Annotated in this window: 21 protein-coding genes and 2 tRNA genes; 9 read left to right on the forward strand and 14 right to left on the reverse strand. The window is 53.4% G+C overall.

Annotated features, from left to right (window positions below; translation table 11 throughout):
• Positions 1-261 precede the first annotated feature (261 nt).
• From KTQ90_RS05580 to KTQ90_RS05635, 12 genes are all read right to left on the reverse strand, one after another.
• The gene (locus tag KTQ90_RS05580) at positions 262-3,075 is read right to left on the reverse strand and encodes a M16 family metallopeptidase (RefSeq protein WP_217317529.1); all 2,814 of its coding nucleotides are present in this window, start codon (positions 3,073-3,075) and stop codon (positions 262-264) included.
• A gap of 106 nt (positions 3,076-3,181) precedes the next feature.
• Positions 3,182-4,102 (reverse strand): site-specific tyrosine recombinase/integron integrase, encoded by a 921-nt coding sequence (xerA, locus tag KTQ90_RS05585; RefSeq protein ID WP_022157734.1) that lies wholly within the window; start codon positions 4,100-4,102, stop codon positions 3,182-3,184.
• Positions 4,103-4,233: 131 nt separating this feature from the next.
• Positions 4,234-4,818 carry a lipocalin-like domain-containing protein gene (locus KTQ90_RS05590; protein ID WP_217317530.1) on the reverse strand — a complete coding sequence of 195 codons (585 nt, stop codon included), beginning with the start codon at positions 4,816-4,818 and terminating at the stop codon, positions 4,234-4,236.
• Positions 4,819-4,900: 82 nt separating this feature from the next.
• Positions 4,901-7,387 carry a TonB-dependent receptor gene (locus tag KTQ90_RS05595; RefSeq protein ID WP_217317531.1) on the reverse strand — a complete coding sequence of 829 codons (2,487 nt, stop codon included), beginning with the start codon at positions 7,385-7,387 and terminating at the stop codon, positions 4,901-4,903.
• Between the two features lie 203 nt (positions 7,388-7,590).
• Positions 7,591-8,079 (reverse strand): regulatory protein RecX, encoded by a 489-nt coding sequence (locus KTQ90_RS05600; RefSeq protein ID WP_217317532.1) that lies wholly within the window; start codon positions 8,077-8,079, stop codon positions 7,591-7,593.
• Positions 8,080-8,300: 221 nt separating this feature from the next.
• The gene (prmC, locus tag KTQ90_RS05605; RefSeq protein ID WP_217317533.1) at positions 8,301-9,221 is read right to left on the reverse strand and encodes a peptide chain release factor N(5)-glutamine methyltransferase; all 921 of its coding nucleotides are present in this window, start codon (positions 9,219-9,221) and stop codon (positions 8,301-8,303) included.
• A 165-nt stretch (positions 9,222-9,386) separates the two neighbouring features.
• Positions 9,387-9,472: transfer RNA gene (locus KTQ90_RS05610), tRNA-Leu, on the reverse strand.
• Between the two features lie 89 nt (positions 9,473-9,561).
• Positions 9,562-9,634 (reverse strand) — tRNA-Gly (locus KTQ90_RS05615).
• A gap of 132 nt (positions 9,635-9,766) precedes the next feature.
• Entirely contained in the window at positions 9,767-11,056 is a 1,290-nt protein-coding gene (locus tag KTQ90_RS05620) for an L-cysteine desulfidase family protein (RefSeq protein ID WP_217317534.1), read from the reverse strand.
• Positions 11,057-11,249: 193 nt separating this feature from the next.
• Entirely contained in the window at positions 11,250-12,290 is a 1,041-nt protein-coding gene (locus tag KTQ90_RS05625; protein ID WP_217317535.1) for a BamJ family beta-barrel-assembly machinery protein, read from the reverse strand.
• Between the two features lie 100 nt (positions 12,291-12,390).
• Positions 12,391-13,263 (reverse strand): BamJ family beta-barrel-assembly machinery protein, encoded by an 873-nt coding sequence (locus tag KTQ90_RS05630; RefSeq protein WP_217317536.1) that lies wholly within the window; start codon positions 13,261-13,263, stop codon positions 12,391-12,393.
• Positions 13,264-13,296: 33 nt separating this feature from the next.
• Complete coding sequence (locus KTQ90_RS05635; RefSeq protein ID WP_217317537.1) at positions 13,297-13,902, reverse strand: BamJ family beta-barrel-assembly machinery protein; 606 nt, start codon at positions 13,900-13,902, stop codon at positions 13,297-13,299.
• Between the two features lie 364 nt (positions 13,903-14,266).
• Here KTQ90_RS05635 and KTQ90_RS05640 point away from each other — a divergent pair, with 364 nt between their 5' ends.
• Positions 14,267-15,367 (forward strand): glycosyltransferase family 9 protein, encoded by a 1,101-nt coding sequence (locus KTQ90_RS05640; protein WP_217317538.1) that lies wholly within the window; start codon positions 14,267-14,269, stop codon positions 15,365-15,367.
• Here the strand turns inward: KTQ90_RS05640 and KTQ90_RS05645 are convergent.
• Complete coding sequence (locus KTQ90_RS05645; protein ID WP_217317539.1) at positions 15,346-15,816, reverse strand: D-Ala-D-Ala carboxypeptidase family metallohydrolase; 471 nt, start codon at positions 15,814-15,816, stop codon at positions 15,346-15,348. The genes KTQ90_RS05640 and KTQ90_RS05645 overlap by 22 nt on opposite strands.
• A 421-nt stretch (positions 15,817-16,237) precedes the next feature.
• Between KTQ90_RS05645 and KTQ90_RS05650 the strand changes: the two genes are divergently transcribed.
• The 7 genes from KTQ90_RS05650 to KTQ90_RS05680 all read left to right on the forward strand — a co-directional run bounded on the left by KTQ90_RS05650 (position 16,238) and on the right by KTQ90_RS05680 (position 22,884).
• Positions 16,238-17,497: a peptidase U32 family protein gene (locus tag KTQ90_RS05650; protein ID WP_217317540.1), complete on the forward strand. Its 1,260-nt coding sequence runs from the start codon at positions 16,238-16,240 to the stop codon at positions 17,495-17,497.
• 254 nt (positions 17,498-17,751) lie between these two features.
• The gene (locus KTQ90_RS05655; RefSeq protein WP_022158774.1) at positions 17,752-18,180 is read left to right on the forward strand and encodes a SufE family protein; all 429 of its coding nucleotides are present in this window, start codon (positions 17,752-17,754) and stop codon (positions 18,178-18,180) included.
• Between the two features lie 29 nt (positions 18,181-18,209).
• Positions 18,210-19,214: a M28 family peptidase gene (locus KTQ90_RS05660; protein ID WP_217317541.1), complete on the forward strand. Its 1,005-nt coding sequence runs from the start codon at positions 18,210-18,212 to the stop codon at positions 19,212-19,214.
• Between the two features lie 85 nt (positions 19,215-19,299).
• Positions 19,300-20,406 carry a redox-regulated ATPase YchF gene (gene ychF, locus KTQ90_RS05665; RefSeq protein ID WP_022158772.1) on the forward strand — a complete coding sequence of 369 codons (1,107 nt, stop codon included), beginning with the start codon at positions 19,300-19,302 and terminating at the stop codon, positions 20,404-20,406.
• 96 nt (positions 20,407-20,502) lie between these two features.
• Entirely contained in the window at positions 20,503-20,889 is a 387-nt protein-coding gene (locus KTQ90_RS05670) for a four helix bundle protein (RefSeq protein ID WP_007900780.1), read from the forward strand.
• Between the two features lie 89 nt (positions 20,890-20,978).
• The gene (gene lgt, locus KTQ90_RS05675; protein ID WP_217317542.1) at positions 20,979-21,842 is read left to right on the forward strand and encodes a prolipoprotein diacylglyceryl transferase; all 864 of its coding nucleotides are present in this window, start codon (positions 20,979-20,981) and stop codon (positions 21,840-21,842) included.
• A 97-nt stretch (positions 21,843-21,939) separates the two neighbouring features.
• The gene (locus KTQ90_RS05680) at positions 21,940-22,884 is read left to right on the forward strand and encodes a hypothetical protein (protein WP_217317543.1); all 945 of its coding nucleotides are present in this window, start codon (positions 21,940-21,942) and stop codon (positions 22,882-22,884) included.
• Between the two features lie 407 nt (positions 22,885-23,291).
• Here the strand turns inward: KTQ90_RS05680 and KTQ90_RS05685 are convergent, their stop codons facing one another.
• Positions 23,292-24,731 carry a lipopolysaccharide biosynthesis protein gene (locus tag KTQ90_RS05685; RefSeq protein WP_217317544.1) on the reverse strand — a complete coding sequence of 480 codons (1,440 nt, stop codon included), beginning with the start codon at positions 24,729-24,731 and terminating at the stop codon, positions 23,292-23,294.
• 349 nt (positions 24,732-25,080) lie between these two features.
• Here KTQ90_RS05685 and KTQ90_RS05690 point away from each other — a divergent pair, with 349 nt between their 5' ends.
• Positions 25,081-25,314 (forward strand): hypothetical protein, encoded by a 234-nt coding sequence (locus KTQ90_RS05690; RefSeq protein WP_217317545.1) that lies wholly within the window; start codon positions 25,081-25,083, stop codon positions 25,312-25,314.
• Positions 25,315-25,533 lie beyond the last annotated feature (219 nt).

Below are 25,533 nucleotides of genomic sequence, written 5' to 3' on the forward strand. Positions count from 1 at the left end.
TCAATTTCAGCGCTATTTCACATTATAATTATGCAATTTATTGATTAATAGCCGCATTTTTAAGGTTGTTTAGTGATTGATTATATTGTTACGGCAGCGTGGTAACGGTGTTACCGCATAGCTGTAACGATGTTACCCCTATGCGGTAATGATGTTACAGTAGCGTGGTAACTAACAACAAAAAAAGCATTGTTCGCCTTGAACGGGCAAACAATGCTTTTCCTATTGTGTCTTAATGCTTTCTAAGCTTGTGACGGATCACTACTCCGGCAACATTGTAACTGTGATATGGTTGCCAGCCTTGTTGAACTCCTTCATGAAGTTGCAGATGTCCTGGGCTGTGAGAGCCTCAAGAGTCTTGGCATAGTCGGTGTAGCCGTCGAAGTTGTAGAGATAGTTGTCGCTGATGACGCCGAGCCAGAAGCCGTTGGTCTTCACGCGGTCGCCGTTCTGCTTAACCATGTACTCCTTGCACTTCTGGAACTTGGCAGCGTCGCAAGTATTCTCGATATTCTTCATCTCCTCGTTGAGGATGCGGATAGCCACGTCCTTCTTCTCAGGCTTCATCGGGCACTGAGCGAAGATCTGGAACATGCGGTAGTTGTCGGCACCGAGGTCAGCGCTTGCGTAAGCACCTACAGAGTAAGCTGCACTTTCTTTCTCGCGAATCTTGTCGAGGTATTCCATAGAGAGCACCTGACCTGCGATGTCGCAGCAGAGGGCGTTCTTCAGAGTGTAAGGCAGCTGGTCGTTGAACCAGAGCATTACAGAGTTGGCCTTCGGAGTCTCCTGCTTGCGCTTGAATGTGTTGTCTACAACGCCCTTCACCGGAGTGAGCTCGCGCTTGCTCTTAACGGCCTTTGCCTTAGCAGGCAGAGCGCCGAGATACTGGCAGATGAGCGGACGGATAGTAGCCTCGTCGTAGTTGCCCACGATGTTGAACACCCATCCCTGAGCAGAAGCTGTGCGCTCCTTAGCAATCTGGAGGATGCGGTCGTAGCTTACCTCCTTAAGGCGCTCTGTTGTGAGCGGAGCGACGCGCTGGTTGTGGCCGTAGATGGTAGCCGAGATAGAGTCGCTGAACGCTACGTCAGGATCGATCTCGCGGTTCTTCAGCGATACCTCGAGCTGCTGCATGAGGTTGTCGAACGACTTCTGGTCCTTGTTGATGTTTGTGAAGTAGAGGTATACCATCTGGAGCATTGTCTCAACGTCCTTCGGGGTAGAGTTGCCCGAAACGTTTGTAGAGAGCTGTCCGAGTGTGAGGTCTGCGTTGGCAATCTTGCCTGCGAGAGCCTTCTGCAGCTCTGTAGAAGAGAATGCGCCGAGACCGCTGTAGCCGATAACGTTGTCGAAGAGCTGGAGGTTGGCGAAGTCCTTGGCACCGTAGAGAGTAGAACCACCCAAGCCGCGGCCGCTGAGGAGCACCTGGTCCTTCTTGTAGTCGGTCTTCTTGAGGTTTACGACAACGCCGTTAGAGAGTGTGAGCGTGGTGTAGCCGAGCTTCTCGTTCTTCACTTCCTTCTTCACCTTGCCAGCCTTCGGCATGGTAGTGATGAGCGGTTCGTTCTTCACGTTGTCTACGTAAGCCTCAATCTTCTGAGCGCGTGCGTCCTTGATAGCGCCGAGCAGCTCAGCCTCAGTCGGGTAAACGTTGCCCTCAGCCTCGTTCAGGAACGAGAGCACGATGAGGTTCGAGTCGTTAGCCGGCACGAACTCAGCCATCATCTGGTTAGCCACCTCAACAGGCATAGCCGGTACGATCTGGCTCATAGCCTGATACTCGAAGTCGATAGACGGCATCGGGTCGCCCTCAAGGAAGTTGTCTACGAGGTCGCGGTAGAGCTGGCCGTTGCGACGCTTGTCCTTGTTGCTGTATTCCTTCTCGAGTGCGCTCTTGTAGTCCTCCTGGAAGCGTGCATACTCTGTAGCTGTGAAGCCGAAGCGAGCGGCGCGCAGAGCCTCTGTGTAAGCAGCCTTCAGAGCGGCAGCTGTCTTGCCGAGCTCCTTCGGAGAAGCCGAGAGGTTGAAGGCGTCCTTAGTCTTTGCGAAGATGAATGTGCCGTCGTTAGCGTAAGCGCCTACGTACGGGCACTCCGGATCGAGAGCCTTCTCCTTCAAGCGGTTGTTGAGCATAGTCATGGCAGCCTGCTTAGCGTAGTTGTAGATAAGGAAGCTGAGGTTGCCCTTCTCAGAAGCCGGGAACACGTCGTGCTTGATCATAAGCTCTACGCTGTTGGTCTGCTGCTCCTTGTCCTTGTCGATGATAACGATAGGCTCAGCGTTGTCTGGCACCTGCTCGTCTACGATAGGAGCGGGGTTAGCCGGGTTCTTGAACGAACCGAAGAGCTCCTTAATCTTGGCCTCAGTGTGCTTAACGTCTACGTTACCCACAACGATGATAGCCTGGTTTGTAGGGTGATACCACTTCTCGTAGTAGTCGCGCAGCTCTTTCGGCTTGAAGTTGTCGATGACAGACATCAGACCGATAGGATAGCGCACGCCGTACTTAGAGCCCGGGTAGAGCTTCGGCAGGTTGCGCTCGAACATGCGGCTTGAAGCCGATGTGCGCAGACGCCACTCCTCGTGGATTACGCCACGCTCCTCGTCAATCTCTTTCGGGTCGAGTGTGAGGGCGTTCGACCAGTCGCTCAGGATGAGCAAGCAAGAGTCGAGAGCCGACTGACGGTCGGTAGGTACGTTAGAGATGTTGTATACAGTCTGGTCGATTGAGGTGTAAGCGTTAAGATCGCGACCGAACTGTACGCCGATGCTTTCGCAGTAGCGAATCACTCCATTGCCAGGGAAGTGCTTTGTGCCGTTGAAGCACATGTGCTCGAGGAAGTGAGCGAGACCGCGCTGCGACTCCTCCTCCTGGATAGCGCCCACCTTCTGTGCGATGTAGAAGTCGGCACGATTCTCCGGCCAGTTGTTGTGGCGGATGTAGTAGGTCAAACCATTGTCCAACTTACCGACAACTACGTCGGGGTCAGCCGGAATGGGCGGCATCTGCTGTGCCTGAGCAAGTCCTGCAAAGAATGCGAAGACTGCAACCATCAGTTTTCTTAGTTTCATAAATTATTATTTTTAGTTGATGTAATTATCTGTTCGTACAGTATGCAAAAGTAGTTTATTTTTCCGCTCCTTGTGTCAAATGTTTATGATTTTTAAGAAATAAGCATCATTTTTGGTCGTCTTCGCTTGCTTTTCTCATATTTCGTGGGTGATGGTTGAGTATTTCGTCGCGCAGAGTGGTTATGTCAATGTGGGTATATATCTGCGTCGTCGATATGTTTTCGTGTCCGAGCATCTCCTGGATGGCTCTCAGATTGGCTCCGCCTTGCAGCAGCGCCGTGGCGAACGAGTGTCTGAGTGTGTGGGGCGACACGGTCTTCGTGATGCCGGCGTCGCGCGCCGTGTTCTTTATCATTATCAGTATCATGGTGCGCGTGAGGTGTGCTCCTCTGCGGTTGAGGAACACGTATTCGTCTTCGCCGGGTTTGATGTTCATGAGGTTGCGGTCGTAGAGCCACAGTTGCAGTTCGTGCAGGGCGTTGGCAGATATGGGCACGAGGCGTTGCTTGTTGCCCTTGCCCGTGATGCGCAGGTAGCCGTCTGCGGCGAAAACGTCGCTGAACTTAAGGTTTACGAGTTCGGAGACGCGCAGTCCGCAGGAGAAAAGCATTTCGATAATGGCACGGTTGCGCTGTCCCTCGGGTTTGGAGAGGTCGATAGACTGCTCCATGCGGTCTATCTCTTCTGTAGAAAGCACTTGTGGAAGGTGTTCGCCGAGCGTTGGCGACTCAAGAAGCTCCGACGGGTCGTCTTTAAGCGTGCCGTCGAGTAAAAGAAAGCGGAAAAAGGAACGCACACCGCATAGTATGCGTGCCTGACTGCTTGGCGCTACGCCGAATTCGTGCAGTATGGTGGCGAATTGCTCCAAGTGTGAAAGACGCACTTCCTCAATGGCGAGGTGCTCGCCATTGAGGAAGTTTATAAGATAGTCGATGTCGTGTGAGTAGGCATCGATAGTGTTCTGTGTGTAGTTGCGCTCGAGGCGCAGAAAGCGCATGTAGCGGCGCTTTATCTGAGTATAATCCATGATGTTGTGTTGCTGTGTTGTTGTTGTGTTGTTGTGTTGATGTGTTGAGATTTGTGCTATTGTCAACCCATCAACACAACACCATCTCAACTTTTCTCAACACCTCAACACAACAACACCTCAACATCTTTTTACTTCTTCAGCTTAAAGCCGAGACGCATGCCGTTGTACTTCTTGAGCAGCGCGTTGATGGTAGCTGCTGTGGTGCTCTGTGTGGCTGTTGTGTTAGAGATGCCTTTGAGGATGGTCATCAGCTTGTCGGCGTTGAAGACGAGCGTCATCTCTTTGCCCTGCACGCTTACGTGAGCGGTGTACTCCTTGCCGAATTTAGGCTTGAAGGTGATGGTCTTCTCCTTGCTGTTGAAAGTGTATGTGCCGTGTATGGTCTGCTTCTTGATCTTTGTGGTGTAGTTGCCCTTGCCGTCGAAGGTGTATACGATGCCTGGCACGTACTTCTTCATGATGGGCGACAGCTTGCTCTCGATCTTTGCTGCAGCAGCTGTTCCGCCGGCTTTAGCCAGAAGGTTGTCGCTCTCGAACTCGCACGCCGGACCCGTGTATTGCCATGTGCCCTTGATGCCTTCTTCTGTTGTAGCCTTGTCGCCGATGATAGCCTTGCCGATACCGCCGAGGATGTCGCCGAGGCTCTGTGCCTGCATTGTTGTAGCACCGATGAGCAGCATCACTGCTGCCATGATAAACTTAATCTTTTTCATAAATATCTAAATTTTATTTGTAATCGTTGTATTCAAGCACAAAGGTACAAAAAAGAACTATACCTTCATGCTTTTCAACCAATTATTCTTCTCCCGTGCCGTTGTAGTCCATCTGCTGCATCTGGCTGCTACCGTCGTTACGCTTGGTCTGCTGACGGTGCTTCTGCTTCATGTTGCCGAAGTTCCACGTCACGGTGAAATTGAAGCGGCGTCCGCCTCGTTTGTTTATCTGGTGGCGTGTGAAGTTGTCGCCGCTGGTGAATGTCTCCCACTGGCGCGAGTTGAGCAAGTCGCGGCAGTTGACTGCCACGGTGATGAGCTTGTTGAAGAAGTTCTTGCGTGCGCCGAAGTCTACGCTGTACGACGGCTTGCGGTAGCCCTGCGTGATGACCTGGCGTGCCTCGTAGCGTCCGGTCGCCTGCACGGAGATGTCGTAGGGCAAGATGAGGCTGGCTGTCATGCGGGCGTTCCATGTAAACTTGTCGTCGGCAGCGCCTCTCACTATCTGTCCGTCGATGGGGTAGGCGAATCCGTCGAGCTTGTAGTAGTAGGCGTTGGCGGAGGTGGTGAGGTCGAGTATGCGGAAGAACTTGTTCTTAAGTGTCAGCTCCAGACCCGACGACTGGCTCTTCGCCACGTTCATCGAGGTAGAGTAGAAGAGTCCGTCCTCCGAGTTCTTGTAGCTGATGCGCTGTATGACGTCGGTAGTAGGACGGTAGTAGGCGCTGACAAGCAGCGAGTGGTCGCGCCATGTCTTCAGATAGTTGAGCGAGAACGAGTGGCTGTACTCTGGTGTCAGCTCGGGGTTACCGAACGACACGGTGGTAGCGTCGCGTGTGTCGCGGAACGAGTTGAGCTCTCCGCCCCACGGACGGCGCAGACGGCGTGTGTAGTTGAGCTGCAGCTGCTGCGACTCGGTTATCTGATAAGAGAGGAAGAGCGACGGGAAGAGCTGGAAGTAGTCTTTCTTGAACGGCTTCTGGCGCAGAGACGGGTCGTGCTCCTGCTCCCATGTGTAGCTCTCGGTGTTCACCTTCCAGTATTCGCCGCGCAGACCTGCCATCACGCCGAAGTTGCCCAGCTTGTAGTTGAGCGAGGCGTAGAGGGCGTGCAGATCCATGTCGTAGATGAAGCGGTTGTAGTAGAGCTTGTCCTCGGTAGCCGCAGTGCCTTCCCACGATGTGTTGTCGACGTACGACTCCTGCGGGGTGTTCTCGTGCGAGAAGTTAGCCTGGTATCCAGCCTCCACCTTCATGTCCTTCGTAATCTGGTTCTCGTAGTCGAGCTTCACCTCCCAACGGCGGTTGTTGATGTGTTGTGGGCGGTACTGGTAGTCGTAAGCGTGCACGTCGTTGTCCTCCCAAACCGTCGAGTCGCGGTAGAAGTTGTCGCCGTCCGACTTCCAGCGGCTGAAGTCGACGGTGAAGTCGAGCAGGTGGCGCTTGCTGAACGTGTGGCGGTAGTTGAACTCGGTGTAGAACATGTTCATGTCGCTGCTCGAGCGGGTGAGTCGGTCCATGAGATAGTTGCTGAGTCCGTCAGCCACGGCGGTGTATCTGTACGGTGTGAAGCTCTTCGACTTGCGTTCGCCCTTCATAAGCATTCCGCTCAGGCTCAGGTCGTCCTTCTTCGAGGCGTGCAGCGTCAGTCCGGCGCGTGTGAAGAGGTTGTTGCCCCAGTTGTCGTTGTCGGCTTTGTAGCTCTGGTTGTAGGTGTTGGAGGTCTGCGTGCTCTCGGTGTAGCCCGTGTTCTGGCGGTGGCGGTAGCCGATGTTGGCGTATGCGTCCAAGAGACTGCTGTTGTAGTTGATGTTGAAACTGCTGTTGGCGCCGCCCTTAGTGTTGGCACCTGCCTGCAGCGAACCGTAGTAGCCCGCCTTGCGGTCTTTCTTCAGCACGATGTTGATGATGCCGGCAGAGCCTTCGGCTGAGAACTTCGCCGACGGGTTGTCAATCACCTCGATGCTCTCGATGCTCTCGGCAGGCAGCTGCTGCAGAATCTGCGCACGGTTGTCGGTGGTGAGACCCGACGCCTTGCCGTTTATCCACACCTCCACCGACGAGTTGCCGCGCAGCGACACGTTGCCGTCGTTGTCTACCTCAACGGAAGGTATGTTGTCGAGCACTTCGGACGCCGACTGTCCGGCGTTGCCGATGAGCTGCGCCACGTCGAACGTCTTGCGGTCTACCTCGAGTTTCATAGCTGAGCGCTGTCCGGTGACGGTGACACCCTTCAGCATCTTCGCGTCCTCAGACATATATATAATATTGTAGTGCTGATTGGTGTTCGAGGCTGTTATCTCGAACTTGCGTGTCTCGGTCTTGTAGCCCACGAACGTAAGTTCCAGAGTATAGCGGTCGTTGGCGAGTCCCTGAATATTGAAGTTGCCTACGGCGTCTGTCATGCCGCCGCTAACAAACTTGCCGGTGGCAGTCTGCGAAACCTTCACGTTAACAAAACTAAGTGGTTCTGAGTTGCGCTTATCAAGGACTTTTCCTTTCACAAGTCCTTGCGCCCATCCCGCCGCTGTGCAGAGGAAGAGCATCAAAAATAGTGCTAAGTGTTTCATGTTATATAAGACGTATCTCCGTGTGCTTGGTTTAATCGCCCCACACTTTTTTCTCACACCCTTTAGTAGCGGAGGTCTCCGGCTAAGACTGCCTTCAAGGGGGTGCACTTGTCTCAAGTGCACCAGCCGAGCAATGTTGATATGTCTCTTGCTACGTTGTTGCACTTGAGACAAGTGCACCCCCTTGAAGATAGCAGCATCTGCTACTGGTCAAGCAGTTCGTCGGCGCCGTCTATGCACTGGCGTATGACGTTATAGTCGAATCCGCGCCCCAAGGCGTATTTCGTCAGCTTTGCGCGCATCTCGTAGTCGCTCTCAGCCTGCACCGAGCGTCGCTTTGCGGCGATGAGCTTTTTCAGCTCAGCCACATACGCCTCGTCGTCCACCTCGTCGAGCACGCGGCGGCTTATATCGCTCGCCACACCCTTCTGATAGAGCGCCTGCTCTATCTTGCGGCGTCCCCATCGGTCGAAGCGTATCTTCTCGCGCACGAAGAGTCGGGCGAACCGCTCGTCGTCAACGAACTTCTCGTCTATCAGTCGGTCGAGCACTCGCTCGCGTGCGTCCTCCGATAGTTGCCAGCGGCGCATCTTCTCGAGCATCTCGCCCGACGAGTGCTCCGCACGGGCGCAGAGCGCCGACAGCTTCTGCAGCGCCTCCTGCTCGGTTATGGGTTTCTTCTTTTGTAGCATTTTTTTTGTTATTAAGCCGAACTAAGCCTTCTTAAGCCTTTCTAAGCCTTGGGTAGGAGGCTACGGCATTCCTGCCGTAGCCATAGCATAAGGTTGTAATATTTTTTTTATTTCAGTCGCCAATGGCTACGGCAGGAATGCCGTAGCCTCCTAAAGTTTGTTTCATCTTGGGTAACTAAGCCCTCCCCGACGGGGAGGGTTGGGAGGGGCTGTTGTGGGGTCTATTGGGAGGGGCTGCTTCCCTTCACGAACCTTGGCAGTCCGAAGCAGTCGTCGTTCACCGTTACGTCCTCGAAGCCCATCTCTCGCATCATCTCGCCCGTCGCCTCCGCATACCTCGTGTTGCATTCGAAGAGCAGGCTTCCGCCGTTGCTCAGCGAGCGCAGTGCGTAGCGGGCTATGGCGCGGTAGAAGCGCAGCGGGTCGTCGTCGGGCACGAAGAGCGCCGTGTGTGGCTCGTGCAGCAGCACGTTGTCGTCCATGTCGGCGCGCTCCGAGTCGCAGATATACGGCGGGTTGCTTACTATCAGGTCCCATGGGGCGTTAGGTTTGCTAGGAATACTAGGCTTACTAGAAAAGCTAGCCTCCCTAGTCTCCCTAGAACAGCTCTCCTCAGCCCTCAGCGCGTCCCTCTTGCAGAACGCCACCTCCGCCTTCAGCGCCTTCGCGTTGCTTTCCGCCGTGTGCAGCGCCTCCTCAGAGATGTCCCACGCCTCCACATACGCCTCGCCGAGGCGCAGCTTTAGGCTGATGGCGATGCAGCCGCTGCCCGTTCCGATGTCGAGGATGCGCTTTGGGGCAGATGGTGCAGCGTTGGAGGCGCCGTTCATCAGCCTCTCGCCCTCGTCCACAAGCCATTCCGTTTCGGGGCGCGGTATAAGCACCGAGGCGTTCACGCCGAAGCGGTTGCCGCAGAAGTCGGCATAGCCCAGCACGTGCTGCAGCGGTTCGCCCTGCTCGATGCGTCTGACGGCGGTGTCAAGACGCAGCGTGTCGTCGGCTGACAACTGGTCGGTGGCACCGCAGACGATGTCGGTGTACGATAAGCCGAACAACTCCTCGATGAGGATGCGCGCAATGGCACGAGCCTCGCCGTCTTCGTATGATGTGGCTATACGATGCCATATTTCTGAATAAGTCATATCGTTGTGAATGTTTTTTTTAATCTATAGTTCTGGGATGTAATTTATAATGACCTACTCTGTAATATATAATAAACTAATCTGTGATTTATAATATAATAAGATGTAGGTTTGATTAATAAAGAATATAAATTATCAATTTTCAGAATATAAATTGAGAAAATGTGCCGCGAGCGGGACTCGAACCCGCACAGCCATTACTGGCCAAGGGATTTTAAGTCCCTCGTGTCTACCAATTCCACCATTGCGGCGACCTGTGTCGTTTCGTTTGATGTCTTAATAAAAAACGGCAGCATTTCTGCTACCTGTCCTAACAAAAACAATCAAACTATTTGAAAAGAGCGGCAAACGGGACTTGAACCCGCGACCCCAACCTTGGCAAGGTTGTGCTCTACCAACTGAGCTATTGCCGCATGAAGCGCTTTTTGCGAGTGCAAAGGTACATTATTTTTTTCAAGTGGAGAAGAAAAACAGGAAAAAAGTGTTGCTTGGCAATAGAATTGTCTTAAAAGGGGGTGCAGCGGGGACCGCTGCACCCCCTGATTTTAACAGCTCTTGTGCGTCATGATGTCGAGCACCATCTCGTCTGTGCGGTTCATGGCTTCGGCGCCGATGCTTGTTAGGTTGCGTATAGAGCGGTCTACATCGTTGTCGATGATGCCCTCTACTGAGCTCACGCACTTGCCTTCCATCGAGAGCAGCGCAGAGAGCAGCGCTGTAGACACGCCCGACGAAATCTTCAGCGCGCAGCTCGGCTTCGCTCCGTCGCATATCATGCCCGTGATGTTGGCAATCATGTTCTTCACCGACCAGCAGATGTGCTCGTAGTTGCCGCCCATGAGGTAGGTGATGCCGCAGCTCGAGCCGATGCTTGCCACTACGCAGCCGCAGAGAGCCGACAGCTTGCCGAGGTTCTGCTTGATGTAGATGGCTGTGAGGTGGCTCAGCGTTAGTGCGCGAATGAGTTCCTCCTCGGTGTTCTCGTTCTCCTCGGCGTACACAGCCACTGGGTTGGTGGCGCAGATGCCTTGGTTGCCCGAACCCGAGTTGCTCATCACCGGAATCATCGCGCCGCCCATGCGAGCGTCGCAAGCCGATGCTGTCTTAGAGATAATATGCGAGAAGATAGAGTTGCCGAAGATGCCGTGGCTCAGTGGGCGGTCGATAGTCTTGCCCAAACAGTGACCGTAGTTGTGCTTCTTCGACTCCTCCGCGATACGGAAGTTGTAGTCGCGTGTCTTCAGAATGAAGCGCAGGTCGTCCTCTGGCGTTGTCATAGCGAAGTCGTAGACAAGTCGCATGTTCAGGCGTATGTCGTTGTTCTCTGCCTCGCCCGCCTTGTGGTGGCGCTCGTCGAGCAGCACCTCGCCGTCCTTCTTCAGGTATACGAAGTGGGTGTGCGACGTGGCGATTACGGCTGTAGCCTTATGGCCGTCGGCCTCGCAGGTGATCTCTACGTACAGCTTCTCGGTGATGCCGCTCTTGAGCTGTATGGAGATATGGTCGGCGTCGATATACTGCTTGCCCTCCTCGAGCGAGTCTGGCGTGAGGTCTTTTATCACCTCCAGTTGATATTCCGACTTGCCGATGATGGCTCCGAGAGCGATGGCAATAGGCAGTCCGATCATGCCCGTGCCTGGTATGCCCACGCCCATGGCGTTCTTAAGGATGTTGGCAGACAGCAGCGCCGTGATTTTCTCAGGGCGGCAGCCCAACAGCTCCGTAGCGCGAGCCACGCAGAGCGACACGCACATCGGCTCGGTGCAGCCGACGGCTGGCACTACCTCGCGATTGATAAGGGCAATGATTTGTTTGCGAATGTCTTCTTCAAGCATATTGTTTAGGGTTATTAGTTGAGAATTGAGAGTTTACTTAGTTGAGAATTGAGAGTTGAGAATTGAGAGTTATGATTACCTTGATAGTTCATTAGCAGCTCTTGAAAGTTGCAAAACATATTATAACTCTCAACTCTAAATTCTCAACTCTCAATTTATTCTGTTGACTCAACCGAGTCAACAGAATATTGTTTTACTTCTTTCTGCTCTTCTTTGCAGCGGTCTTCTTAGCCGGAGTCTTCTTCTCCTCCTTCTTTGCCTCAGCCGGCTGCTGCTTGCGGTCGATCTTCACGAGCTCTACCTTGAATATAAGAGTAGAGTAGGGCTTAATCTGACCTGCTGCGCGCGAACCGTAAGCCAGTTCCTGCGGGATGTAGAGCATCCATGTGCTGCCTGCAGGCATAGAGGTGAGAGCCTCTGTCCAGCCCTTGATAACCTGGTCTGGGCGGAAAGTAGATGTGTCAGGATTGCGCTTGTAGCTGCTGTCGAACACGTTGCCGTCGATGGTCTTGCCCTCGTAGCGTACGGTTACGTTGTCGTCCTTAGTAGCCACCTCGCCGGTTCCGGCTGTGAGCACCTTGTACTGCAGGCCTGAAGGCAGCGTAACTACGCCTTCCTTCTTGGCGTTGGCAGCGAGCCAGTCGGTGTTCTCCTTCTTGTAGGCATCCTCCTGACGGCGCTTCTCTGTGGTCATTGTGTTCTCGAAGAACTTCTTTGCGTCAGCAGCCTTCATCTCGGTAGTGTCGTTGACAACGGCGTCGATGAAGCCGCGGTTGAAGTTGATGCTGTCGAGAATCCACTGAGTGTTCTTCACCTCGTTAGCAACGCCCGGATACATGCGTGTCTCGAGCATCTGTGCAATCTGCACGCCGGCGCTGTGAGCCATGAACTGCTTGTCGTTAGAGCGCTTGATACCCTCGCGCAGACCAGCTACGAACGCGTCCATAGATGTAGAGTCGACGCCGTACTGCTTGCCTACGTACTCCATCAGACCGGTGGTGTAGGTCATGCCGGCAGCGTAGCTCAGCGAGTCGGACATGCTCAGGAGCGCCACCGGAGCCTTGCAGCAGCCTGCAGCACCCTTCTTGCACTCCTTCTTGTTCTTCTTGCTCTTCTTGTCAGCCTTGCTGCACTCTGTCTTCGCCTTCTTGCATTCCTTGTTGTCCTTTGCAGAAGCGTTGGTGAAGGTTGCAGAGAGCAGAGCAACCATCGCCAGTGTCAATATCTTTCTCATTTTTATTTATTGGTTTAAAGGATAAAGTAGACGAGTGGGCAGGCGTTACCGTCTACTCATCAACTCGTCTACTTGTCTTTTTGTTTACTTCTCAACCTGATTACTTTCCGTTAACGCTGATAAGCTCAATCTTGAACACCAGCGGAGAGTAAGGCTTGATCTCGCCCTGCTCGCGGTCGCCGTAAGCGAGTTCCTGCGGGATGTATACTTCCCATACAGAGCCTGCCGGCATGTGTACGAGAGCCTCTGTCCAACCCTTGATTACCTGGTTAGCACGCAGAGTGATAGGCTGGTTGTTCTTGTAGCTGCTGTCGAACACCTTGCCGTTGATGAGCTTGCCCTCGTAGTGTACCTTTACGAGTGAGGTGTCCTTCGGCATAGCGCCGTTGCCCTCCTTGATAACCTTGTACTGTACGCCTGAGGGAAGAGTCTTCACGCCTGCCTTCTTAGCGTTGGCAGCCATCCACTCCTCGCCCTGCTTCTTCAGCGCGCCGTACTTCTGCTCCATGTACTTAGACTTGATAGCCATCATCTTCTGCTGAGCTACCTGGCCAGCCTGCTCCATTGTCATGATGCCCTTGCCGTGTACGCCCTGAACGAAGCCTGCCATGAAGTTCTTCAGAGAGATAGTCTTTGTAGAGTCGTCGCCGAAGATCTCGTGGTTGATGCCCTTAACCATGCGGTTAGAGATCTGCTGACCGATCTGTACACCCATGTAGTAAGCGGCTTTCTTCTTGTTGTCGCCAGCGTTAGCACCGTCGTTCAGACCCTTTACGAATTCGTCGATATAGGTGGTGTCGATGTCCATCTGCAACAGATACTGCTTCAGACCCTGGGTCTGAGCCATACCGATAGCGTAGCTCAGTGTGTCTACGTCGTTCTTAAGATTTGCCTTTGCGGGAGAGTTTCCGCAAGAAGCGAAGATGCCAGAAATGGCAATAGCCAAAGCGGCTACGATTGAAAACTTTTTCATTGTTTGTGTTATTGTTGTTTTTTAGTTGTTTCTTTAGAGAACCTTGATAAGCTCTACGTCGAACACCAATGCTGCGAACGGCGGGATAGCTGCGCCTGCGCCGCGCTCGCCGTATGCCAGCTGGTAAGGTATGAAGAAGCGGTACTTTGCGCCCTCAGACATGAGCTGCACGCCCTCTGTCCAGCCTGCGATAACGCCGTTCAACGGGAATGTAGCCGACTCGCCGCGCTTGTAGCTGCTGTCGAATACTGTGCCGTCGATGAGGCGACCCTCGTAGTGGCACTCTACGGTGTCCTCAGCGGTCGGCTTCTTGCCGTTGCCCTCGTTGAGCACCTGATACATAAGACCTGAAGGCAGCGATACTACGCCCTCCTCAAGAGCCTTGTCTGCGAGCCAAGCCTCGCCCTTGTCCTTGTTCTCCTTATACTTCTCGGCTGCGGCTGCGCGCTGCTTAGCCTCCTGCTGCTGGAAAAATTCTGTAACAATCGTCTGAGCCTCCTGATCAGCCACCTGCGGCTCCTTGCCCTCAAGCATGTCCTTGATAGCCTGAGCGAAGTCGTCGATGTTAAGGTTCTCGGCTCCCATCTGTGAGAGCTGGCGGCCTATGCCAAGGCCCAAAGCGTAACTAAGTTTGTCCATAAGTTGTATTTGTTTTTTTAATAATGTATCAATGCTTAGGGGCTAAAGTCTTGCAAATTTACTACTTATATTTGATTTCAAATACATAATTGTGTAAAAATCACTTTTTTTAATTATTACGATAGCTCTTTTTGCTTACTTATTAATGTTTTGTTTGCGTACTTATCTATGTTTTGTCTGTGTATATATTCATGATTTATAGGTACAGGCGTATAAAAATGTAAAATATCACCGCAAATCTTTGGCTGTTTGCGCTATTTCCACTATTTTTGCAGTGTTAGCCGCGTTACAGGCTGCGTGAACCTAAACAAAAATAGCGAGTGGATATTCTTCACCCGCCAACTTGTTCGTTAAATATATTACAATGAAAACCGACCACCTCCTGATTATACGATTTTCTGCCCAAGGCGAGGTAGCTATGCTTGTGCCTGTGGTCAGTTCGCTCGCACGCCAATATCCCGACTTGCGCATCACTGTGCTGAGTCGCCCTTTCGCTCGTCCTTTCTTCGAGGGGCTGGCTCCGAATGTGGGCTTTATGGGTGCCGATTTGCAGGGTGAATACAGGGGTGTGACAGGGCTTAACGCCCTCTACCGCCGACTTATTGCGAAGAACTTCACGGCTATTGCCGACATGCACAATATTCTTTCGTCGCGCTATCTGCGCATCCGCTTCAACCTGAGCCGCTTCCGTGTGGAGCATATAGACCGTCATGTGTCCGAACGCCGCAAGCTGACGGCGCAGAAGGACAAGCAGCTGCGCCAGTTGCCTACGGCTTTCGAGAATTATACCGACGTGCTCTCGCGCTTGGGCTATCCTGTGAAGGTCGATTTTCATTCCATATTCCCGCCCACGGGCGGCAACCTGCGCCTTGTGCCCGAGCAGATAGGCGAGAAGAAGATATTCCAGCAGTGGATAGGCGTGGCGCCGTTTGCCATTTACAAGGAGAAAGTCTATCCGCCGGAGAAGATGGAGCAGGTTGTGGCAGAGCTGATACGCCGCCATCCGTCGTGCCGTGTACTGCTTTTCGGGCGCACCGAGGCTGAGCAGAAAGTGCTCGACACATGGTGCGCACGATATAAGGAGTGTGTGAATGCGTCTGTGCTTCTCGGTACGCTGCAGCAGGAGCTGATAGTGATGAGCCATCTCGACGTGATGCTCTGCATGGACAGCGTCAACATGCACTTGGCTGCGCTCACCGGCATACGCATTGTGAGTGTATGGGGCGCTACGCATCCGTTTGCCGGCTTCCTTGGCTGGAACCATCGCATGGGCGACGTGGTGCAGGTTGACATGCCGTGCCGTCCGTGCAGCGTGTTCGGCAATGTTCCGTGTATGCGTGGCGACCATGCCTGCATGAACGCCATCGACCCGATAACCATTGCCGACACTGTGGAGCGCGTGCTGAACGAACTGCCGAAGCGTGTGGTCAGCCCCTCACCATCTCAACCCCTCACCGCTTTATAGCTCACGTGTAGTATTATCGTGCAGGTTTTCGGCTTCGCTTCGAGTCGAAGCTGGTCGTAGGCGAGGTTCGCCTTTATAAAGTCGTGCATCTTCTGCGCCACCTCCATGCTCGATACGTGTATGTCAGCCTCCTCGCCGAGGCGGTGCTGCGATGTGTTGTCGCTGCCCGTAAGTCGGCAGAGCTCTTCCGAATGGTATCCGTTCACGACGCGTATCACGCCGAAGCGGCGCCTTAGCGGTTCGAGCACGTTCTCGCACAGCGCACGCAGACGCTCCGTCTCCTCAGTCGTAGGCACGTTGGCGATGCGGTGGCGTATCACGGCGCCCGAAAGCGCGAGGCTGCGCAGCGTGAAGTGCTTCGACAGGCGCAGGTCGTAAAGTGTTGCATACTCGTTAGTTGCGTTAAAAGCGGTTGCCGCATTTGCGGCAACCTTCTTTGTGTTTTCCATGTGTTTTAGATAATTAAAGTTAGTAAGAATCAAGTAACTATATATATTGTTTTTTTGTGTTGTCTTAGGGGGTGCACTTGTCTCAAGTGCACCAATCATTTAGGAAGTGCCAACTGTTTTGTTGGTGCAGCTGAGACAGCTGCACCCCCTTGAGATGGACTCCGCAATGTTGTTTTCTGTGTCTTAATCTGCTGCAAAAGTATGGGTTGTTCTGGAAATAACAATTCAAGTGGCTACTTTTACTGTTAAATATTGTTTTTAAACACGTGTTAGGCCGATTTTTAGTAACTTTGCACCTTATTAATATAAAGGGGTGAGGTGTTGAGATGGTGAGATGGTGACAAATGATGTCCGGATGGTGACAAATGATGTTCAGATGTTTGCCGTTCCGCCCCTCTTTCTCCCTCAGAAAACAAAGAATATGATCAATACAAACATACACGATTATGAGATAATGGCGCCGGTAGGTTCGCGTGAGAGCCTTCAGGCAGCCATTCAGGCAGGCGCCGACAGCATCTACTTCGGTGTGGAGCAGCTGAACATGCGCTCACATTCTGCCAACCATTTCACTATTGAGGACCTGCATGAGATAGCAGCCATCTGCACAGAGCACAGCATGAAGAGCTATCTCACCGTAAACACCATCATCTACGACGAGGATGTGGAGCTGATGCACCAGATCATCGACGCGGCGAAGGAGGCTAACATCTCTGCGGTGATAGCTTCCGACGTGGCTGTTATGAGCTACTGCCGTCAGGTGGGCGTAGAGGTTCACCTCTCTACGCAGCTCAACATCAGCAACGCCGAGGCTCTGAAGTTCTACGCTCAGTTTGCCGACGTTGTTGTCTTGGCGCGCGAGCTGAACATGGACCAGGTGGCTTACATCTTCGAGCAGATAGAGAAGCAGCACATCTGCGGACCGAAGGGCGAGCTGGTGCGCATCGAGATGTTCTGCCACGGTGCGTTGTGCATGGCTGTGAGTGGCAAGTGCTACATGAGTCTTGCCAACACCGGACGCTCTGCCAACCGCGGCGAGTGCATGCAGATATGCCGTCGTTCGTACACCGTCACCGACAACGAGACTGGCAACCAGCTCGAGATTGACAACAAGTATATCATGTCGCCGAAGGACCTCAAGACCATCCGCTTCATCGACCGCATGATGCGTTCGGGCGTACGCGTCTTCAAGATAGAGGGTCGCGCTCGCGGCGCAGAGTACGTCTACAACGTGGTGCGCTGCTACAAGCAGGCTATTGCGGCTGTGCTCGACGGCACGTTCACCGACGAGAAGAAGGACGAGTGGGACGCAACGCTCGCTACGGTCTTCAACCGCGGCTTTTGGGACGGCTACTATCAGGGTCAGACTTTGGGCGAGTGGAACAGCAACTACGGATCGAACGCTACGGAGAAGAAGGTGTACGTGGGTCGCGGCGTGAAGTATTTCTCTAACATCGGCGTGGCTGAGTTCACGTGCGAGGCGATGGAGTTCTCGGTTGGCGACAAGTTGCTCATCACCGGTCCGACAACGGGCGTGATGTATGTAGACGTAGACGAGATACGCTACGACCTGAAGCCGGTGGAGACGGCGCATAAGGGTCAGCACGTGTCGTTCCGCGTGCCGGCGAAGATCAGACCAAGCGACAAACTGTTCAAGATTGTTCCTGCGCAGGCGCAATCTTGAAGTCGAGATGTTGATGTGTTGAGATGTTGAGATATGATGTTGATGTGTTGAGAAATGATGTTGAGGTGGTGATGTGTTGAGATGTTGACATATGAAGTTGAGATGTTGAATGTTGATGTGTTGACATTTGTACACTCTCACATCTCACCATAACAACCCCTAACACCATCTCACCAGCAAATCTCAACATCTCAACACCTCACCATAGCAACATAAAATCACCACCTCAACATAACACCATAAAAACAACAATCATGACAATAAACGAAGCACAGGACGAAGTCATTGAACAGTTTCAGGACTTCACCGACTGGATGGACAAATACCAGTTACTCATAGACCTCGGCGGCGACCTTGAGCCGCTCGACGAGAAGTATAAAACCGAGCAGAACCTCATCGACGGCTGCCAGAGCCGTGTGTGGGTGCAGTGCGATATGACCGACGACGGTCGTCTCGTCTTCACCGCCGACAGCGATGCTCTCATCGTGAAGGGCATCATAGCGCTGCTCATTCAGGTTATCAGCGGACATACGCCGCGCGAGATTCTCGACGCCGACCTCTACTTCATCGAGCGCATCGGTCTGAAGGACCACCTCTCGCCGACACGCTCCAACGGACTGCTCGCTATGGTGAAGCAGATACGCATGTACGCATTGGCATACGAGGCGAAGGCTAATGCGTAATGTTCAATTTTGAATTATTTGGATAAACAATGAAACAAATTTTATTTTCAGTGCTTTCACTGGTTGCAATAGTGTCGATAGCATGTTCGTGCGCATCGTGCAAGAACGCATCGAAGACAGCCGCCGAGCCCGACACCGTGGCGCTCGTAGGTCCTACGTTCCGCGCCGACTCGGCGTACATGTTCGCCGCAAAGCAGTGCGAGTTTGGTCCGCGCGTCATGAACTCTGCGGCTCACGACCGCTGCGGCGAGTGGATAATGCAGAAGTTCCGCGAGTTCGGCATGAGCGTTGAGGCTCAGGACGCCGAGCTGAAGGGATGGGACGGCACGATGCTGCGCTCGCGCAACATCATAGCGCGCTTCCGCCCCGAACAGACCACACGCATACTGCTCTGCGCCCACTGGGACAGTCGTCCGTGGGCTGACAACGACCCCGATTCTACCAACTGGCGCCGTCCGGTGATGGCTGCCAACGACGGAGCGAGTGGCGTGGCTGTGATGCTCGAGTTGGCTCGCGCCCTGCAGAGCGACACGACGCTGCAGATAGGTGTCGACTTCGTGTGCTTCGACGCCGAAGACTGGGGCACACCGCAGTGGGCAGACCAGGCTGACGACGCCGACACATGGGCGCTCGGTGCGCAGTATTGGGCTGAGCACCTGCCCGAAGGCTACGAGGCACGCTACGGCATACTGCTCGACATGGTGGGCGGACAAGGCTCCAAGTTCTACCAGGAGGGCGTGTCGAAGCAGTACGCTTCAGAGATTGTGAACAAGGTGTGGCGCACAGCGGCACAGATAGGCTACGGCTCGTTCTTCCCGATGAAGGACGGCGCGATGGTCACCGACGACCATGTGCCGGTGAACGAGAAGGCTGGCATCGCCTGCATCGACATCATACCCTGCTTCCCCGACTGTCAGCAGAGTTCGTTCGGTCCGACATGGCACACCGTCAACGACACGATGGACAATATCGACCCCAACGTGATGAAGGCTGTCGGTCAGACGCTTATACAGGTGCTCTATTCGGAGGAGTAAGGAGCTGACCGCTCACCCGCATATCTCAACACCTCAACACCTCAACATTACAACATCAATAAAATAATAACAAACAACAATAACAATGTCATTAAAATGTGGTATCGTAGGACTCCCTAACGTGGGCAAGTCCACTCTTTTCAACTGCCTCTCTAACGCTAAGGCGCAGGCAGCCAACTTCCCTTTCTGTACAATCGAGCCTAACGTGGGCGTCATCACCGTTCCCGACGAACGCCTCACGAAGCTTGCCGAGATAGTTCACCCGGGTCGCATCGTGCCCGCAACTTGCGAGATTGTAGACATCGCCGGACTCGTGAAGGGTGCGTCTAAGGGCGAGGGCTTGGGCAACAAGTTCCTCGGCAACATCCGCGAGACCGACGCCATCATCCACGTGCTGCGCTGCTTCGACGACGACAACATCGTGCGCGAGGGTGGCGCCGTAGTCAACCCGGTTGAGGACAAGGAGGTTATCGACACCGAGCTGCAGCTGAAGGACCTCGAGACCGTAGAGTCGCAGCTGCAGAAGCAGTCGAAGATAGCATCCATTGGCAACAACAAGGACGCCAAGGTAGCCGTGTCTGTGCTTGAGGCTTACAAGGAGGTGCTTGAGAAGGGACAGAACGCACGCTGCGTAGAGTTCGAGTCGAAGGAGGAGCAGCGCTACGCTCACGACCTCTTCCTGCTCACCGCCAAGCCCGTGCTCTACGTGTGCAACGTAGACGAGGCGTCGGCAAAGAGCGGCAACAAGTATTCGGAGCAGATTGCGGAGATAGCAAAGAACGAGGGCGCGGAGATGCTCGTCATCGCTGCGAAGACCGAGGAGGACATCGCGTCGCTCGAGACTTACGAGGACAAGCAGATGTTCCTTGAGGAGCTGGGCCTTGAGGAGAGCGGCGTGAACCGTCTCATCAAGAAGGCTTACAACCTGCTCAACCTGCAGACATTCATCACCGCCGGCGAGATGGAGGTGAAGGCGTGGACATACCACAAGGGCTGGAAGGCTCCGCAGTGTGCCGGCGTCATCCACACCGACTTCGAGAAGGGCTTCATCCGTGCCGAGGTAATCAAGTACGACGACTACATGCAGTACGGTTCTGAGGCTGCAGTGCGCGAGGCTGGCAAGCTCTCTATCGAGGGCAAGGATTATGTAGTGCAGGACGGCGACATCATGCACTTCCGTTTCAATGTCTAATGCTGGCGCATTAGACATTGAGGTTGAGGTGTTGTGGTGGTGATGTGTTGACATTACTATACTATAATATATAGTCTATACTATAATATATAGCCTATGAATTATTTCTATTTTAAGAAATTGGACGTATACAACTACTCCAAGGAATTGGTGAAGTATATATACTTCTTGTTGAAAAAGTTCCCCAAAGAAGAGGAATACGCTCTCTGCAATCAGTTGCGTAGAGCCGTAATCTCTGTACCTTCAAATATAGCAGAAGGGTTTGGAAGAGCTTCTTCTAAAGAGAAAATCCATTTCATTGACATAGCCTACGGCTCTTTGATGGAGGTAGAGTGTCAGATAGAAATATCCGCCGAATTGGGATACGTTAGCTACGAAGAACAACATGCTGTTAGTAAGCAGGTGGAGGTCATCGCCCGTCTTCTTTATTCTTTGAGATTCTCAATAATAAAGAATGGGGACAACTCCCAATGGAAGCCATAAACTTCACACCAATCTCACCACCTCACCATCTCAACCCCTCAACACCAATCTCACCACCTCACCATCTCACCATCTCACCACAATAAAAAATGGCACATTTTTTATATATAATATGGGATCCGAGCGCTACAGCCTTCAAGCTCGGCCCTCTTGAGTTCCACTGGTACTCGCTCTGCTGGCTCGTGGGTCTTGCGCTGGCTTACCTCTGCGTGCAGCGTCTGTACAAGGAGCAGAAGGTGAAGCCCGAGCTGTTCGACCCGCTCTTCATCTACTGCTTCATCGGCATACTCGCCGGAGCACGTCTTGGCCATTGCCTCTTCTACCAGCCCGACTTCTTCCTCTCGTCGTGGAAACACTTCGTGGAGATATTCCTGCCCATCGACTTCCTGCCTGACGGCGGATGGCGCTTCACGGGCTATCGCGGACTTGCCTCGCACGGCGGTACGCTGGGCTTGATGCTCGCTCTGTTCGTCTACGTGCGCCGCACGAAGATGAACATCTGGCAGGTGCTCGACAACATAGCCATCGCTACGCCGCTCACGGCGTGCTTCATACGCTTGGGCAACCTCATGAACTCGGAGATTATCGGCAAGATAACCGACGTGCCCTGGGCGTTCATCTTCCAGCAGGTAGACCCCATGCCGCGCCACCCTGGACAGCTCTACGAGGCCATCACCTACGCTCTGCTGTTCTTCATCGGCTGGTACTTCTACCGCCGTATGCCGCAGCGCGTGGGCACGGGCTTCTTCTTCGGACTCTGTCTGACGTACATCTTCACCGCACGCTTCTTCATCGAGTACACCAAGGAGGTGCAGGAGGCGTTCGAGGCTTCGCTGCCGCTCGACATGGGACAGCTGCTGAGCATCCCGTTCGTGGCTATCGGCGTGGCGTGCATGATTGGCGGCAAGTGGATGGACCGCTTCCGCGATTTCTGTTCGGCGCCGAAGAAGTAATCGTCGGCTCCGAACAGGCTCTACACCCCGCATTTTCACTGGTATATAACCCTTTAACAAAAAACAATATGAAAAACTACGCTACTTCGCGCTCTCAATGCTTGCGGCACTCTCGCTCGCAGCTTCAGCGCAGACAACAAATCCAAACCCTGTGACGCTTACTCTCGACATTCACGAGTGCTATGTTCACGAGACAATGACAACAACCGACGAGACCGCATATTATTATGTGTCTTATCTTGAGAAGGAAATCTTTGAAGAGAATGGCTATAACGACGACGAGACTCTCGCCAGCGAAGACAAGAAATGGTTCGAGGAGATGGCAAAAGGCTATCAGATGGATGTTAAGGATGTTGTACAGTCGTTCGGCTTCCATGGCGATGCTGCAGAATATCAGGCTGGTTTGCTGCCCGACCGCGAGTATGTAATTTGGTATCACGGCGTTGATGAAAACGGCAACAACACTACCGCTATCAAGCGTCTGCCGTTCCGCACGAAGCCTGCGCAGCACATCAGTAACCGTATAAAGCTGGAGGCTGAGAAGACGGCTGAAGGTGTGAAGGTGACTTGCACTCCCGACGATCCTAACCTCTACTACACCCTCGGTCATATCGTAAAGTCAAAAATGGTTGACGAGTTCACTGGCGAGGACATGAACATGCTCGACTATATGCAGACCGGCATCAGCGCGCAGCTGTACGATTTCCTTGCTAACGACGAGTTGAACGAGTGGTTCAATGCTAACGCCAACCAGGGCAGTGCCGCTGTAGAGTATCAGGACCTGGAGAAAGGCGAGGAGTATTACGTCGTGGCTGCTTATCTTGACAGCGAGGCTGCCATCTGCTCTGAGATTGCTACCGTCGAAATCGACGCTGAGGGCAATCTTACCGGCATCAACAGCGTTAAGAACAACACACCGCTCGTTGCTGACGGCGTTTACACGCTCGACGGCACACGCGTAGGCACAACGCTCGGCGATGTTCAGCGTGGTGCGTACATTGTGAAGTTCAACGGACGCACACACAAGGTTATCAAGCGATAACATTCTTTTTCAATGGAATAAACTCTAAGGGGGTGCACTTGTCTCAAGTGCACCTTTTATTTTGTTAGTGCTATCTTTAGGGGGTGCACTTGTCTCAAGTTTTTTGTTAGTGCTATCTTCTGGGGGTGCACTTGTCTCAAGTTTTTTGTTGGTGCTATCTTCAGGGGGTGCACTTGTCTCAAGTGCACCAACGTAGCATGAGGTGCGTTAATATAATAAGAAGTGCACTAACGTAGCTCGGTTGGTGCACTTGAGACAAGTGCACCCCCTTGAAGGCACCCCCTTGAAGACACCCCCTTGGAGACGATTACCGCGGCGATGTAATGTTGTTACCACGCTGCTGTAATAGCATTACCACGCTGCTGTAATGGCGTTACCACATTGCTGTAACACCATTACACTCTGCGCTATCCGCGTTTGCGGCGTACAAATGCCTCGCACTCCGCCAGTATCTTCACCCTTGCCACCTTCATCACCGCATAATAAAGCGCTATGGCGAGCACGAAACGCGTGCCGAGCAACAGCCAGAGGTTGCTGATAGAGAGCGTAGCGTAATGGACGGCGCCCATCACGGCGGCGGCAGCAAGAGCGAACGGCATCACGTCGCGCAGGAACATGCGCAGGCCGTAGCCCGTGAGACGGCGCACGAAGAAGAGCCACACGCCGAGCCACACTACGTTGAGCGCCGTGTAAGCCTCCACCATGCGCGTGATGCCCTGACGCCAGAGCATCATCATAACGCCTATCTGCACCACGCCCAGCGAGAACGTGCACCAGAAGAACGTGCCCGAGCGGCCCTTCGAGATAATCATGTTGGAGAACAGCGTGGCGATGGGCATCGTGGCGCCCGCCACGCACAGTATCTGTATCAGCGCAGCCGAGGCGAGCCATTTCTCGCCGATGGCAAGCACGATGAACTCCTTAGCCACCAGTCCGAAGCCCAGCAGCAGCGGGAAGGCGATGAACGCCGTGAAGCGCATCATCTTGCGGAACACGTCGGTCTGGCGCCCAGGCTCGTTGCCCAGGCTCACGAGCACCGGCTGCGCCACCTGCGCCACCATGCTCTGCACCAGCGAGTAGCACTTCGTGTTCCACTGATACGCCTGATTGTAGTTGCCCGTGTCGCGCGGTGAGAAGTAGTGGCCCAGCAGGATGTTGAGCACGTTGTTGTTCACGTGCGTCATTATCGTCGTGGCGAGTATCTTGCACGAGAAGCGGAACATGCGGCGCACCGGCGCGAACGAGATGCCGCGCAGCGTAGGGCGCCACGGCGAGTAGTGCCACTGGAAGAAGGTGTTGATAGACACGTACACCAGTCCCTGCGTGGCGAGCGACCAGTAGGCTGCGCCCGCAAACGCCATGCCCACACCCACGAGGCTCGACGAGATGACGGCGATGGCGCCGGCGGCTGCCTGCTGCTTCGCCTTCAGATGCTTGAAGAGGTAAGCCGACTGCGCCGTGCCCAGCGAGGCGATGATGATGCTCAGGAAGGCGTAGCGACAGAGCGGCACTACGCGCTCCGTGTGATAGTAGTCGCCGATGAGCGGTGCGGCGAGGAAGAGTGCGGCGTAGAGCGTGGTAGCCACGATGATGTTGAACCAGAACACCGAGTTGTAGTCCTCCGGTCGCGGATCCTTAAGGTTGGTGAGTGCCGTGCGGAAGCCGCTGTCCTGCAGCGCTGTCGCCACGAGCGAGAAGATGCTTATCATCGCCATCATGCCGTAGTCGGACGGCGAGAGCAGTCGTCCGAGCACGATGCCGAACGCGAGGCCCACCACCTGCTGCACGCCACTATTCAGGCCGCCCCAGAGCAGGCCCTTCGCTGTCTTTTCCTTCAGTGTTTCCATATCGTTTTCTCTTTTCTCCTGCAAAGTTACACTTATACCGCCACATTCTCCGAGTTTTCGCGCATAATCTTCGTTGGCGCCGCAAGATTCTCCTCTTAGGGAGTGCACTCTCAGGGGGCGCACTTTTAGGGGACGCACTCTTAGGGGGTGCACTTGTCTCAAGTGCACCAACCAAGCAAGAAACGGATTGAACGAATTCCTGCTGCTTAGGATATTTAACAACGGATTAATCGGATTAAACGGATTCCTGCTGCTTGAGATGTTTAACAACGGATTAAACGGATTTTTTTAGGGGGTGCACTTGTCTCAAGTGCACCAACCAAGCAAGAATTGGATTAGCGGATTCCTGTTGCTTAGGATATTTAACAACGGATTAATCGGATTAAACGGATTCCTGCAGCTTGGAATATTTAACAACGGATTGAACGGATTAAACGGATTCCTGCAGCTTAGGAGATTTAACAACGGATTGAACGGATTAAACGGATTCCTGCTGCTTGGGATATTTAACAACGGATTGAACGGATTAAACGGATTCCTGCTGCTTGAGATATTTAACAACGGATTAAACGGATTTTTTTAGGGGGTGCACTTGTCTCAAGTGCACCAACCAAGCAAGAATTGGATTAGCGGATTCCTGTTGCTTAGGATATTTAACAACGGATTAATCGGATTAAACGGATTCCTGCAGCTTGGAATATTTAACAACGGATTGAACGGATTAAACGGATTCCTGCAGCTTAGGAGATTTAACAACGGATTGAACGGATTAAACGGATTCCTGCTGCTTGAGATATTTAAC

This window comes from Leyella stercorea (assembly GCF_019052365.1).
Lineage (GTDB): Bacteria > Bacteroidota > Bacteroidia > Bacteroidales > Bacteroidaceae > Prevotella.

Bases quoted from the DNA above. Each gene is read 5' to 3' on its own strand.
- KTQ90_RS05580 (WP_217317529.1), bottom strand. From the start codon at position 3,075: ATGAAACTAAGAAAACTGATGGTTGCAGTCTTCGCATTCTTTGCAGGA.
- xerA (WP_022157734.1), bottom strand. From the start codon at position 4,102: ATGGATTATACTCAGATAAAGCGCCGCTACATGCGCTTTCTGCGCCTC.
- KTQ90_RS05590 (WP_217317530.1), bottom strand. From the start codon at position 4,818: ATGAAAAAGATTAAGTTTATCATGGCAGCAGTGATGCTGCTCATCGGT.
- KTQ90_RS05595 (WP_217317531.1), bottom strand. From the start codon at position 7,387: ATGAAACACTTAGCACTATTTTTGATGCTCTTCCTCTGCACAGCGGCG.
- KTQ90_RS05600 (WP_217317532.1), bottom strand. From the start codon at position 8,079: ATGCTACAAAAGAAGAAACCCATAACCGAGCAGGAGGCGCTGCAGAAG.
- prmC (WP_217317533.1), bottom strand. From the start codon at position 9,221: ATGACTTATTCAGAAATATGGCATCGTATAGCCACATCATACGAAGAC.
- KTQ90_RS05620 (WP_217317534.1), bottom strand. From the start codon at position 11,056: ATGCTTGAAGAAGACATTCGCAAACAAATCATTGCCCTTATCAATCGC.
- KTQ90_RS05625 (WP_217317535.1), bottom strand. From the start codon at position 12,290: ATGAGAAAGATATTGACACTGGCGATGGTTGCTCTGCTCTCTGCAACC.
- KTQ90_RS05630 (WP_217317536.1), bottom strand. From the start codon at position 13,263: ATGAAAAAGTTTTCAATCGTAGCCGCTTTGGCTATTGCCATTTCTGGC.
- KTQ90_RS05635 (WP_217317537.1), bottom strand. From the start codon at position 13,902: ATGGACAAACTTAGTTACGCTTTGGGCCTTGGCATAGGCCGCCAGCTC.
- KTQ90_RS05640 (WP_217317538.1), top strand. From the start codon at position 14,267: ATGAAAACCGACCACCTCCTGATTATACGATTTTCTGCCCAAGGCGAG.
- KTQ90_RS05645 (WP_217317539.1), bottom strand. From the start codon at position 15,816: ATGGAAAACACAAAGAAGGTTGCCGCAAATGCGGCAACCGCTTTTAAC.
- KTQ90_RS05650 (WP_217317540.1), top strand. From the start codon at position 16,238: ATGATCAATACAAACATACACGATTATGAGATAATGGCGCCGGTAGGT.
- KTQ90_RS05655 (WP_022158774.1), top strand. From the start codon at position 17,752: ATGACAATAAACGAAGCACAGGACGAAGTCATTGAACAGTTTCAGGAC.
- KTQ90_RS05660 (WP_217317541.1), top strand. From the start codon at position 18,210: ATGAAACAAATTTTATTTTCAGTGCTTTCACTGGTTGCAATAGTGTCG.
- ychF (WP_022158772.1), top strand. From the start codon at position 19,300: ATGTCATTAAAATGTGGTATCGTAGGACTCCCTAACGTGGGCAAGTCC.
- KTQ90_RS05670 (WP_007900780.1), top strand. From the start codon at position 20,503: ATGAATTATTTCTATTTTAAGAAATTGGACGTATACAACTACTCCAAG.
- lgt (WP_217317542.1), top strand. From the start codon at position 20,979: ATGGCACATTTTTTATATATAATATGGGATCCGAGCGCTACAGCCTTC.
- KTQ90_RS05680 (WP_217317543.1), top strand. From the start codon at position 21,940: ATGCTTGCGGCACTCTCGCTCGCAGCTTCAGCGCAGACAACAAATCCA.
- KTQ90_RS05685 (WP_217317544.1), bottom strand. From the start codon at position 24,731: ATGGAAACACTGAAGGAAAAGACAGCGAAGGGCCTGCTCTGGGGCGGC.